This is a genomic window from Rossellomorea arthrocnemi, from assembly GCF_904424705.1.
In the GTDB taxonomy this organism is placed as follows: Bacteria; Bacillota; Bacilli; order Bacillales; family Bacillaceae_B; genus Rossellomorea; species Rossellomorea arthrocnemi.
The window spans coordinates 404,571-417,645 of record NZ_CAJGBF010000001.1 but is presented as its reverse complement, the minus strand read 5'-3'; the positions used below and the strand labels follow the sequence as shown (position 1 = coordinate 417,645).

At 35.5% G+C, this 13,075-nt stretch carries 9 protein-coding genes and 1 pseudogene; 4 read left to right on the top strand and 6 right to left on the bottom strand.

The window, feature by feature from the left end; translation table 11 throughout:
• Nucleotide 1: 1 nt before the first annotated feature.
• Nucleotides 2-205: pseudogene (locus BAA9072_RS24115) on the top strand (YdbC family protein); the annotation flags it as partial.
• Between the two features lie 494 nt (nucleotides 206-699).
• Here BAA9072_RS24115 and BAA9072_RS02150 read toward each other — a convergent pair.
• The 4 genes from BAA9072_RS02150 to BAA9072_RS02135 form a co-directional block, all read right to left on the bottom strand.
• Nucleotides 700-1,899, bottom strand: a complete 1,200-nt coding sequence (locus tag BAA9072_RS02150) for a restriction endonuclease subunit S (protein WP_201713027.1) — start codon at nucleotides 1,897-1,899, stop codon at nucleotides 700-702.
• A gap of 3 nt (nucleotides 1,900-1,902) precedes the next feature.
• A complete protein-coding gene (locus BAA9072_RS02145; RefSeq protein WP_201713026.1) occupies nucleotides 1,903-3,456 on the bottom strand; it encodes a type I restriction-modification system subunit M in 1,554 nt (517 codons plus the stop codon).
• On the bottom strand, nucleotides 3,443-4,057 hold the full coding sequence (locus BAA9072_RS02140; protein WP_201713025.1) for a restriction endonuclease subunit S domain-containing protein: 615 nt from the start codon (nucleotides 4,055-4,057) through the stop codon (nucleotides 3,443-3,445). Before BAA9072_RS02140 ends, BAA9072_RS02145 begins: the two co-directional genes overlap by 14 nt.
• A gap of 121 nt (nucleotides 4,058-4,178) precedes the next feature.
• Entirely contained in the window at nucleotides 4,179-6,932 is a 2,754-nt protein-coding gene (locus tag BAA9072_RS02135; protein WP_201713024.1) for a type I restriction endonuclease subunit R, read from the bottom strand.
• 349 nt (nucleotides 6,933-7,281) lie between these two features.
• On the opposite strand from BAA9072_RS02135, the gene BAA9072_RS02130 reads away from it, so the two are divergent.
• Nucleotides 7,282-9,099 carry an ATP-dependent nuclease gene (locus tag BAA9072_RS02130; protein ID WP_201713023.1) on the top strand — a complete coding sequence of 606 codons (1,818 nt, stop codon included), beginning with the start codon at nucleotides 7,282-7,284 and terminating at the stop codon, nucleotides 9,097-9,099.
• A gap of 178 nt (nucleotides 9,100-9,277) precedes the next feature.
• Here the strand turns inward: BAA9072_RS02130 and BAA9072_RS02125 are convergent, their stop codons facing one another.
• Nucleotides 9,278-9,469, bottom strand: coding sequence for a hypothetical protein (locus BAA9072_RS02125; protein ID WP_201713022.1), 192 nt, complete (start codon nucleotides 9,467-9,469; stop codon nucleotides 9,278-9,280).
• A 40-nt stretch (nucleotides 9,470-9,509) separates the two neighbouring features.
• Nucleotides 9,510-9,794: a helix-turn-helix domain-containing protein gene (locus tag BAA9072_RS02120; protein WP_201713021.1), complete on the bottom strand. Its 285-nt coding sequence runs from the start codon at nucleotides 9,792-9,794 to the stop codon at nucleotides 9,510-9,512.
• Nucleotides 9,795-9,979: 185 nt separating this feature from the next.
• On the opposite strand from BAA9072_RS02120, the gene BAA9072_RS02115 reads away from it, so the two are divergent.
• Entirely contained in the window at nucleotides 9,980-10,303 is a 324-nt protein-coding gene (locus tag BAA9072_RS02115; RefSeq protein ID WP_201713020.1) for a nucleoside triphosphate pyrophosphohydrolase, read from the top strand.
• Nucleotides 10,304-10,505: 202 nt separating this feature from the next.
• Nucleotides 10,506-13,073 carry an MrcB family domain-containing protein gene (locus tag BAA9072_RS02110; protein WP_201713019.1) on the top strand — a complete coding sequence of 856 codons (2,568 nt, stop codon included), beginning with the start codon at nucleotides 10,506-10,508 and terminating at the stop codon, nucleotides 13,071-13,073.
• Nucleotides 13,074-13,075: the final 2 nt, after the last annotated feature.

The following is a 13,075-nucleotide window of genomic DNA, read 5'->3' as shown; positions in this document are numbered from 1 at the left end:
AATGGCCAACATCAAGTACACAATCCAAGAAGAAATCGCAACCCTGTCCGTCAACAACATAGGATGGAAAAAACAACTCAATCTTGTCAGTTGGAATGACACCAAACCGAAATTTGATGTCCGTACGTGGGATGAGACGCATTCCAAGATGGGAAAAGGAGTTACGCTTTCGGAAGATGAGATGAGAAAGCTGTATAAATCGCTTCAGGCTTATTTTGGTGAAGGTGAAGTGGTGAAAACTCCCCAGAAGCCAAATATAGAAGAGCGGTTTGAACAGTTGAAAATGAATGCGCCTTTGTTTATTCAGGAGTTGAAGAATGTTCTTTTATATATGGAAGAGCAGCGATTGAGCTTGTGGGAGAAAAAGGAATTGCTATTGCAGAGTGACGAAGGTAAACATAACAATCATATATTAAATGAGATTGAAAGTTTATCAACTATTTATCAGGGGTTTTATGAGGAATATTCTATTCTTATTTTAGAAGCGGATGACGAACAATTCACAAGATTTATTATTTTATGATTTGATATTCAATTTTGTTGTATGAAGTATTACAAAAGAAAGCTTCTCTTTACATCAGTGTATGAAGAAGCTTTCTTTTTACTTGATTATCTATATAATTTTATTCACTTCAAAACTCCAAAATTCAGGGGCGGGTTCTTATTAGTATAATGGTACACCAGTTATTTGGTTTTTTGTTAGAGGAACATTTGCTGCATGAAGGCTTTTTTTTGAATGTTAAGACCTTCTAAAACTTGTTCTTCTTTAAGAATTTTGGAGTCTAACTTCATTAAGAATTGTGCTATCTTTTCCTGTTCTTCAAGACAAGGTAATGGTATTTCAATGTTAGCGAAATTTTCATAGAATAAGTATTCACGCACGCTACCTTCGGTGTTTCTAATAACATCTTGATTAAAGTATCGAGAGTGCATATAAGCTTTTAGAAATGAGTTTAACAACTCAGGTAAAGTTTCAAATACTACATATAATGAACTTACAATTGCAGTGTCGGTTACGTTTTGAAAACCAAAAGAACCTACATTGATTCTCGCTGGATTATAAGCAAATTCATTTTTATGAACGAGTTTATATGTTTTTAAGTCAACATTCGTATTAGAATAATTACGATCAGCTTCAAAAGTAAATCCCTTTTTATTACTAATAGCAGCGACAGGGTACTTAATCCCTTTTGAATTTTTTTTACCAGTTCTTTTGGTTAACCTTGCAAGTTTTACTTTTTTCCAGGCTGGATAATCTTCAATATCCTCACTTTTAAAACGTAACTCATGGCTAAAGATTTTCTGCATATATCCTTTTTTCTGTTCTCTCAGTAGTTCAATTTTTTCTTGTTGGAGTTTAATATTTGAATCTATTGCTTCAAAGAACAATGATATTTTTGACTGTTCTTCTACAGATGGTATTCTAACCAGGATTTTAAAGAAATCGTTAACTGAAATATTCAACAACCCGTGATTTCTTGCCCCCTCAACTGCAATCAATGAAATTTGTTTATACCATTTGTCAGATTCGAAATAGTGTTTAATAAAATCTGGAATTGTGTTTTTGTTGATGGAGAAACAAATGTATAGAGTTGATAATACACCTTTTTCATAATTATCTAATCTTTTTATAGCTCCCCAAGGATAATTTTTTGAATAGCTCTTATTATAAGCAAATTCCCCTTTTTTTATTAAGTAATAGGCACTTAAATCAGTAGCGGATACCTTTTTGTTGAAATAAGTGGTTTGATCGACTAAACCGAATTCCGCTGAAATAGTTAGGGGAATAGTGGACTCTAGTTTAGTATTTTTTCTAGTAATTCTTGTGACTATATTATCTATACTTATTTCTGACCATTCATCCTTGAATTTTTTAAATCTTAGCATTGGTTTTTCCATAAATTACACTTCCAAATCTTTAAAGTACTTATCGAGTTCAAGATCAATTTCCTTAATTTCTTCATCAATTTCTTTCAAACGATTAGTAATTGCACTTAAATCAATCAGTACTTCTTCTTCGAATGTATCGACATAACGAGGAATATTTAAATTAAATTCATTTTTTCGAATTTCATCTAAGGAGGCTGCGTATGAATATTTGTCCTTTACTTCGCGTTTTAAGAAAGTAGTGATGATTTTTTCAATTTGTTGATCAGATAAATGATTTTGATTTTTTCCTTTTTCAAATTCATTAGATGCATCAATAAATAACACATTTTCGTTATGGTTACGGCATTTCTTAAATACAAGAATACAAGTTGGGATACTTGTACCATAGAAAATATTTGCAGGTAATCCGATTACTGCATCTAGATAATTCTTTTCTTCAATTAAATACCTTCTAATTGTTGCTTCTGCTGCTCCACGGAAAAGGACACCATGTGGTAATACGACAGCCATAGTCCCATTATCATCTAATTGATGAATAAAGTGCTGTATGAAAGCAAAGTCTGCTTTTGATTTTGGTGCTAGCTTTGCATAGGCACTAAATCTCTCATCTTCCTTGAACCTATCATCCGCACTCCATTTTGCTGAGTATGGAGGATTAACAACGATTGCCTCAAAACGTTGCTCCAAATGTTGAGGCTCTTCTAAAGTATCTGCATTTTGAATATCAAAGCGCTGATATGGAACATCATGAAGTAACATGTTCATTCGGGCTAAGTTGTATGTTGTGGATACTTTCTCTTGGCCGTAATATTTGTGAACTTTTGCTTCTCTACCTACTCGAAGAAGTAACGATCCTGATCCACAAGCCCCGTCATATACATCACGAATTTCTGTTTTATCAGCTGTCACAATCTTAGCTAAGATTCTTGATACTTGTTGTGGAGTATAGAACTCACCAGCTTTTTTTCCTGCATTTGCTGCAAATTGAGAGATCATATATTCATATGCATCTCCTAAAATATCAATTTCCACATCATCCTGGAGGAAAGGAATCTCGGCAATATTGACAATTACCTTACTGATTAAGCTTGTACGGTCTTTTACAGTACGCCCTAAGCGTGATGAAGTTAAGTCCATATCATCAAATAGATTTTGAAAATCTTCTTGGCTTCTTGATCCTAAAGTAGACGACTCAATGGCTTTAACTCCGTTTTGTAGCATTTCGACGTCAAAGATACCGTTAGCTCCTTTCTCAATCTCTTTCAGAAATTGAGAAAATAAGAATTGCGGCTCAACGACATAACCTAATTCATCTATCAAGTACTCTGCCAAATCTTCTCGATATTCTTCATTTTTCCATGCCTCTGCGAATGAAATGTTATCTTCTTTTAGTAATGCGTTGGCGCGAGCTTCTACTTTTTCTGAAAGGTAGCGGTAGAAGATTAACCCTAAAATGTAATCTTTAAATTCACTGGCATCCATCTGACCTCTTAAGTCGTTTGCCATAGCCCATAATTTTTTATGTAGTTCAGCTTGTTGCTGACGTTGTCTTTCACTTGTTGTCATTTTTGCTTCCCCCTAAATTAGTGATGCTTTGTATCAAATTTTGCTGTATATATAACTGTTGTAATCTGTTTTTTTCAGCCATCAATGATTTTTTTCTTTTTTTAAATTGTGCAATTTTGCCAATAGTAACTTGTTGTTTAAAGAGCGGTAAATCAACTTCTAAATTTCTTAAATGAGAGAGTTTTAATGATGAATTGGCAGTTCCTTCACATAATACAGTTAGCTGTTTTTGGACGAACGGATGTTCATTAAAGTACCATTCAAAAAAAGCTTCATCTACATAACTTGTTAATTGTATTTTTATAAAATTATTTGTGATTAATAGCCCAGTATATTGCTCTGGTAACAAAGCTATCTTTTGCGTATGTATATTTAGGATAATACTATTTGTATCAGTCAATAAGTTAGGCGTTAATTTTTTTTTTGCGACAAATATTTCGGCATTTTTTTCTCTTGACATTCGATAATTCAGTCCAAGTGTTTCATTAAATTCCTTTAATGAAAGAGGTTTAACTTTAAATAATTCATTCTCAGAAGAAGAGTTTTCTAAACGGTTTATAAAAGCACCTTGAGTAAATTCAGCAATTTCATAAAGTTTCACGGCACACCTCCTTGATATTTTTAAATGTAACACTCCGTTTAGTTTAATGGATATAATTTCATATGGCAATTGATATTTTTAAAAATATCAAAGGAGAGCGCTGGGTTTGCGCTCTCCAAAGTTATGCACCATACTTTTCAGAAAAATCATGAATAAAAGAGGTGATTGCTTTGATTGCTTTGTTCTTTTTTAAGAAAGAACCTGGTAAAGAATCCATAATTACATTTTTTTCAATTAAATTGGAGTACTCATACGTTGAGACCTGTTCTCGCAAGACACTGTCTTCGATATCAACTTTCTTTGCGAATGATTCGAGTTCCTGTTCGCTCATTGCTTCTTCGTAACGGTTGTAGGCATCCATAACAGAATCACTTGGAGTAAGAGTTGGAGCGATCTTATCCAGGAATCCTTTAATCAATTCAATCTTCAGTCGTAATTTCGGATCTGAGGCATGATCTAACTCTTGTTTAATAAAACGAATCTCTTTGTCTCGTTCCTTGTTATTCTCAGTGTTGAGGGTCGCAATCAGGTTCAAGATGTAACTGACATTAATCTTGTCTGTATGCATTAGCTCTAACTCAAAATCGATGTCATGTAAAATCGATTCTTTTGGTACTTCACTCCGTTTAAAGTCTTCATATACTTTGAAGTATTTACTTTTGAAATCTTCATAGGATTGCTGAGAGATTGTCAGTTCTTTTTCATCAAACTCAAAGTCTGAAAACGACTGTAACCGTTGAAGGAATTTCGTCACACTTTTAAATGCAATGATAAATTTTCTTTTATCTTCTTCTCGCTCTAGCTCGTCAACTTCTTCTGGGATGACAGCAATGCTTCGAAGATTTTTCACAGCATTCTTAAAGGCTTTTAAATATTCCTCATAGCTACCCATTAGAACAGTATCTACATTGTCTGTTCTAGAGAATAACTTAATGGCTTCATCTGTATTGTCTTTTAGGTTTCGGTAGTTAACGATGTTTCCGTAGGGTTTAGTTGATTTCTCGACTCGATTTGTACGACTATAGGCTTGCACCAAATCGTGATACACCATGTTCTTATCTACATAAAGTGTATTGAGAGGCTTACTATCAAATCCAGTTAAGAACATTTTAACGACAAGTAGAATATCAACCTTAGCATTTTTTACTTTTTTGGATACATCGGAAAAATATCGATCCCATGTTTCAGTAGAGAAGTCGGTTTCATACATCTTGTTATAATCTGTAATCATACGATCTAGCGCTTCACGAGAATGTTCACTCATTCCGTCACTATCCTCATTTTGCCCATATGAATAGATACCAGCAATTTTAAGGTCGTGGTTCTTCGACTTGAGAATATCGTAATACTTTATTAATGTTGCAATGGAATCTACTGCGAACATTCCACAATACCCTTTATTCTTAGAACGTCGTTGGTGATTATCAATAATATGATCAGCAACAAGGTTTAAACGACGTTCGTCGTGCCATACTTCATCCGTGTTTATAGCATGTACTTCTGTCTCATCTGATTCATCGATGTTTGCGTTGAAGGTGCGAATATACTCGACTGAAAATCCTAAAACATTCCCATCACGAATCGCATCCTTAATAAGATAATGATGCAGGCACTTCTCAAATAGATCAGCTGTTGTACGTCCGTCTTGGCTCTTGTTCTCAACAAAGCGCGGCGTTCCTGTAAAGCCGAAGTACTGTGCACCTTGGAAGTGCTGATCAATTTCCTTTCTCATATCACCAAATTGGCTGCGGTGACATTCATCAATGATAAAGACAACTCGCTCCTGTTTGTATGGTGCCATGATCTTTGCATATTTAGGGTTCTTAATCGCATTATTCATTTTTTGAATTGTCGTCACAATGAATCGTTTCATTGGATTTTGAACTTGTTCAATAAGGATTTCGGTTTTGTCTGTCCGGTCTACCGCACCCTTTTGAAACTTGTTGAATTCTGAGATCGTTTGACTGTCCAGGTCTTGGCGATCAACTAAGAAGAAAACTTTTTTGATGCTTTCTTCATCCGCTAAAATTTGGCCAGCTTTAAAGGAAGTAAGTGTCTTCCCCGACCCAGTAGTATGCCAAATGTAACCGTTGTTCTTCGTCTCCGTCGCGCGTTGTACCAACGATTCTACAGCATATACTTGATAAGGACGCATTACCATCAACGCCTTATCCGTGTCATTGATGATCATATAACGACTGATCATTTTGGCTAAGTGGCATGGTTTTAAGAACGCACTACTGAACTCTTGTAAGTTTGTAATCAATTCATTCTTCTCATCTGACCAGAAAAACGTAAACCCAAACTGAATGTCATAATCCGAGTTAGAAAAGTACTTCGTATCTACTCCGTTACTCACAACAAAGATCTGTAAGAATCGATATAGACCGTTAAACGTATGACGGCGGTAACGTTGGATCTGATTGAACGCCTCTTTGAAGTCTAACCCACGACGCTTCAGCTCAATTTGAACAAGAGGCAAACCATTAATAAGAATCGTCACATCATATCGATTGGTATAAGTACCTTTAACCGTCGTTTGAGTCGTTACTTGGAACAAGTTCTTGCACCAGTCTTTAGTATTCATGAGTTCTACATAAAGTTGTGTACCATCTTCACGCTCAATTAATAGCTTATCTCTTAGTATTTTTGCGGAGTCGTATATGCTTTTACCTTCGATTAAAGTAAGAATTCTCTTGAATTCAACATCGGACAATGGTTGTCCATTTAATTTATGTTCATTGAAAGTGTTGAGTTGTTGCTTGAAATTTATTAATAGAGCTTCGTAGTCTTGGATCTTAACAGGTTTATATCCTTGATCTACTAGCTGCTTATGTAAATTTTTTTCGAGTTGTGCTTCCGGTTGATAGCCCATCCTTTAAATCTCCTTTATTGCTTCTTTTCTTTATTATACTGTAAATATGTAGGAGGAGGGGTGTGGGTGTGAATATTTACATGGGAATATTGTAATGTTTTCAACTATGGAAATAAAAGAATTTCACCTGCTTTTGGTACTCCCATTGTACTTCTATTATGACTCTTAGAACTTTGTATGCGGTGTTGAAAAAAAGAGAAAGATATTAGTGATATCATAATCTCTTTAAAACTCTTTATATATGTAAAATAATTACAAATAATGGATTTTATGTTAGTCTAATAGTGTCAGGTATTGCCATAGTTTAAGAGGTTACTTGAAAAATTTTAATCTAAAGGAGGAAATTCTGTTGGCTAAAAAGAAGAGTGAGACAGAAGTGACTTTAGAATCCAAAGATCCGAATGTTCCTAGACCGCGGTTGAGTAAACTAATAATAAAAAACTTTAGGTGTATTGGAAACGAACCCGTTGAAATTGAATTGGATGATATTGTTGTTTTAGTAGGTTCTAACAATGTAGGAAAGAGCACTATACTTAAAGCTTATGAGGTTATAATGTCTCATGGATCCAATGCATGTAAGTTAACTCTGGATGATTTTCCAAATAGCCAAATTATTGAAGGCATATATTCTGAGATGGAATTGCATACTATTGTCCATGATAATAGTCCAGGGGACCGTTGGATTAGAATAGATGATAATACTCAGGAAAAATATGTTCGAGAGCAATGGATTTGGAAAGATGTTGGTCTTCCAATAAGAAGGGGTTACGATGTTGAACAAGGGAAATGGTCAGATAATGTACCTTGGGGTGCTCCTAATGTAGCAAATTCTCAAAGACCACAACCTCATTTAGTGGAAGCATTTGAGAATCCTGAAAGACAAGCAAATGAAATTACAGAAATTCTTTCTTCAATTATTTCAGAAAAAGTTAAAAGTATGTCAACTAAGTCAGGGGATGGAGGAGATGATCAGACTGACTATGAAAAATTATTAATTAAAATTCAAGAAATGCAAGAACAGATATTAATTGATTCTAAAACTGAAATAGAAGAAGCAGAAGGTCAATTATCTAGCCTTATTAGCGATGTTTTTCCGGGATATGAAGTTAAATTTGATGCTAGGCCTCATGAGGAAATTGAAAAAAGCGTGAGTTTATTTAAGGCTAAATCTCAGCTCTTAATGGGACCTGAGGGTGGATACCAAAGTTCAATTGCGAAACAAGGTAGCGGGGCTAGAAGAACATTGTTATGGGCTGCACTACGCTTTGTTAATGAGACAGAACTCAAAAAGAAAAAGAAAAATGAAAGACCTCATGTGTTACTTTTGGATGAACCTGAGCTATGTTTACATCCCAGTGCAATTAGGGAAGCCTGTAAAAGCTTGTATGATTTACCTAAGAACAATAATTGGCAGGTTATGGTTACTACTCATTCGCCTGCATTTATTGATTTAGCAAGAGATAATACGACGATTGTTAGAGTAGAGCGTAGTGGAAACGGAAATATAAAGGGAACTACATTATTTAGACCTAGAAGAGCTTTACTTGATCAGGAAGATAAGAAGAGGTTAAAACTCCTAAATATGTTTGATCCGTATGTAGCAGAGTTTTTCTTTGGTGGCCATTCTATTATTGTAGAAGGAGATACGGAATATACTGCATTTAAATATATTTTGGAGACTCAACCTGACCTTTTTAAAGGTGTTCATATAATACGAGCGAGAGGGAAGGATACCATTGTATCTCTGGTAAAGATATTAAATCATTTCGATTCCTCTTATTCAGTACTTCACGACTCTGATAGACCTTATTCAAATAAGAAGAAATTAGATGGTGAGCCAAAGAAAAACAAGGCTTGGTCTTCCAATGAAAAGATTATAGATACAGTTAGGCTGCATACTGATTCAAGTAAAGTAAGACTTCTAGCATCTGTGCCGAATTTTGAAGAGGCGTATTTTAATGAAGTTGTGAAAGGAGAAAAGCCTTACAATGCATTAATGACTTTGACTAAAGACCCAACAGCGTTTGAAAAAATTAAGAAGCTGCTTTTATCTCTGATTGATCACTCTGCACCTACTCCAGAAGGATGTATAGAATGGGAGAACACATCAGAACTTTTAACGGAACTGGAAAAAGTAGATTCAGAAAAAAAGTTTGAATCCAAATAGTATTCATAGAGGTGCTTTTATGGTGCCTCTTTTTCTTTGTGATTCATAACAAAAGTTTAGCCATTTCTTATTTAGACATTCTTGATGATGGGGTTAAGATATTGGGAGTAAATACTAAAAAAGGTGACACAATTGGTGTCACCTTTTTTAGTGCATAGTTAAGGTTTAGTAAAGGTATCTAAGTTAAAGAGTTAATCTGCTTTTTAGCTTCTTTCAACGTTTGTTGTCTATTAAATCCTCTAAAAGCGTAAGTTGTTGAGTTTTTGTCTCGAATAAATACTTCTCCATATCCGTCCTTACAATTAAATCCCATAATCGTGTAGCGGACGGTATCTTTATCTTTAATGACGTAAAATTCTTTTTTATTCATGATACCTCCCTAGTTAAATAGAGATTAATATAATGAAAGTTTACCTCTTCTTAATTGTACGATTTTTCACTTCTTCTTGAAAGTGAGGGTAAAGATCTTTAGTGGCTTTGGTCAACAAGTCAGATGGATCATTAAGGTTTAACGCGGCAGCTACATTGAAAAGGGTGACGATAGTAGTATTGACATTTCCTCTTTCAATGTCTCCCATGTGGGTGTGATGAAGACCAGCTAGTTCTGCTAATTCATCAATCGTTAAATTCTGAAGTTTTCGTTCTTTACGAATCTGCTTGCCAATAATGTTGTTTAATCCGTTATGTATATCCATCTCTCACTACCCACCTCTAACTCTATTATTCAAGGGGGAATCGAGAGTTAACACAGACTAAACGCCACATTTTGAAATAAAGTGTGACGGAATAGTAGATTTGTAAGTGGCAGACTTAAAGTGTTTTTATTTGCAACTATATGTCGTGTTAAAATGTTAATATACATAAAATAGGAGGTCGTAATATGCCAACGTACAACAAACTAGTCAGAGATAAAATTCCACAAATTATTGAGAAGACAGGAAAAAAGTTTTCAACAGAATTCTTAAATGATCAGGATTACATAAAATATTTAAAAGAAAAAAGCTATGAAGAGCTGGACGAGTATTGCACAGCTGAATCGAATGGAGAAGCAGTAGAAGAACTGGCGGATCTGTTAGAGATTATTCATGCTTTGGCTAAGCATCATGGATCTTCTATAGAAGAAGTTGAAGCGGTGCGTAAAGAGAAAGCGGAGAAGCGTGGTGGGTTTGAAGAGAAGATCTTTTTGATTGAGGTAAAGGATTGATTGGTTGAGTTCGATTGAATTGATTACCTCTCGGTTAGGCTAGGATATAATAGTCAGTAGCACTATGGGGAAGACGGTTTACGTCATATAATTGGATACGGAATAAGTTATTTAAAACTTCTTTGCATATTGCAGAGAGGCTTTTTTATTACATGGAAATAATTGTGATAAACTATAGAAAATGACTATTTAGGAGACAACTATGATAATAGAAATCATAAAAGCATTGGCAGAACAAACAAAAATGATAGAAACCTTATCGATAAAGAAGAGGAACTACATTAGAAAAATAGATGAAAAAGGGATTTATGTAGAGACCGAGTCATCATTGGAGAAATTTCAGCGTGGAGAGAAAACTACTTCAATTGAATCCATTTCTTTTGAGTTTCTACAACAAGCATGGGAAGAGTTTTCCTCGATTCGAGTGGCTACTAAAGAGGATTTTGTAAAAACGAAGGGGAGAACTTCTTTTATAATGTCTTTCTTCTCAAAGCTGCCTTTTGTAAAGGTAGTGGAGAAAGGGCAAAAGACAGCGATTTCATTTATTGAGTTTAAAACAGATGACTTGCCGAATGAGCAGATTCATAAAGTAATGACCTTTTTAGAGGAGGTTATTGAGGGTACGTATCATCCTGTTAGATTAAGTGAGCAACTGAAAGGTAATGAGTATCGAATTAAGTCGAGAGCGCGTCAGGACTTAAGGTTGTTAGGTTTCCTGGATAAGGATCATCATCAAAACGAGGAACTCTTCGATAAATACATTCGCTCATCTAACAAGATAAAGCTATTACGGGAACTTATGTTACATAAAGAGTATTTTAAAATCGCAATAGAAATTTTAGGTTTATTAAAAGATCATGGGCCAAATGAGAAAAAAAGAGCATTAGTTGAGGTAGGGAAATTAATAGTAAGGAATTCACTTGGGGATAATTTAATGTTGGATAGTGTAGCGAGAGAAAGAACAACGAACCTCCTCAAATGGCTTCAATATGTAGATTTAATAATCGATGATGAGTACACCCCGAATATTCAAGTCAATATACTAAAGGAGCACCCAACTGTGAAAACCTCGATACGTGAAAAACTCTTATATATCATGAATAACTACGTTCAAGCGAAGGCCCAACCCTTTGGAGGGAATGAGCTTGGATCATATGTAAGAAGCGATGTCCCTAAAGAGTTCAAGCAGCTGCATTGTTTAAATGATCAATATACTGTTACTGGCTCGGTGGGTCAAGGGAACTGGGCGTCTGTTCCTTGGATTGCCATTATGAATAAAGTAATTACGACTTCTACTCAAAGAGGCTATTATATCGTTTATTTATTCAGTGAAGATATGGGTAGACTTTATCTAACGTTGGCACAGGGAGTAACAGAAACGACAAGAGAAGAAATGTTGAAGCGTAAGCAGGAAATCCGTGATCATGTTGAAATGAAGGCTTCGGTAAAGAAGGATAATGAAGTATATCTAGGAGAGTCAAGTAAAGCGAGGGGGTATGCATTATCGACCGCAGCTTACATAGAATATCGTAGAGACGACATGCCTTCTGAAGGAGAGCTTGTGGACGATCTAGAGAGCATGATTGCCTATTATGAGAGATACATAGAGTATTCTAATACTCAAGGTGAAACAGATGAAGTCCTGCCTGAAGTAGAGGGAATCCAAGTCGAGTTTCAGAAGGATGATGAACTAATTGATCATATCCATAATTATATTTCTGCTAAAGGATACTATTATGATCGTAAAGATATCATCAACTTATACCTTTCTTTAAAGACAAAACCATTCGTTATTCTGTCCGGTATTTCAGGTACGGGTAAAACGAAGATTGTTCAATTGCTTGCTGAAAGTCTAGGTGCAACGGCTGAAACTGGGCAGTTTGCCCTAATCCCAGTACGACCTGACTGGAGTGACGGATCGGACCTTATTGGATATCGTGATATTAAAGGAGAGTTCCAGGCAGGACCGTTAACAAAAGTATTAATGGAAGCAAATAAGCCAGAAAGCCGTGACAAGCCTTATTTTTTACTGTTGGATGAGATGAATTTAGCACGAGTAGAATACTATTTTAGTGACTTGTTGAGTGTGATGGAAAGTCGTGATCGCCAGGATGGGGAGATGGTTTCTGCTCCTGTTGTGGAGGAAGAGGAAGTAGGGAGACTTCTTTTACGAGATAATTTCTACATTATTGGCACAGTGAATATGGACGAGACGACTCATCCATTCAGTCCAAAGGTGTTAGATCGGGCGAATACGATTGAATACAATGACGTGGTGTTAGATCATTTTGGGTTTCTAACAAAGAATTCGATTGCTAGACCAGTAGCTATAGACAATCAACAAATGGCTGGAAGGTTTCTAAATCTGAAGGATGCTTTCTTTGGTCATGAGGATCTTGTGAGAGTTGTTACTGGGCTGCTTGTTGAAGTAAATACAATATTGGAACCGATCAAGGCTCATTTCGGCTATCGGGTGCGAGATGAAGTTTGTTTTTACATGATTTATAACGACGAAGGACAGCTGATGGAATTTGACGAAGCTTTTGACTACCAGCTGGTTCAAAAGGTTCTTCCTAGATTAACAGGGAATGATCTGAAAACAGAAGAAGCATTGAAGAAGCTATTCCTATTCTGCACAAGTAATGAGTGGGATGAGATGAATACAGCCTCGAACGTGGAAGAAGCTCGTTTCTCAAAATCAGCCGAAAAGCTGTCTAATATGATTCCTAAAATCATGCATGATGGTTTCACTTCCTTCTGGGGTAGTTAAGG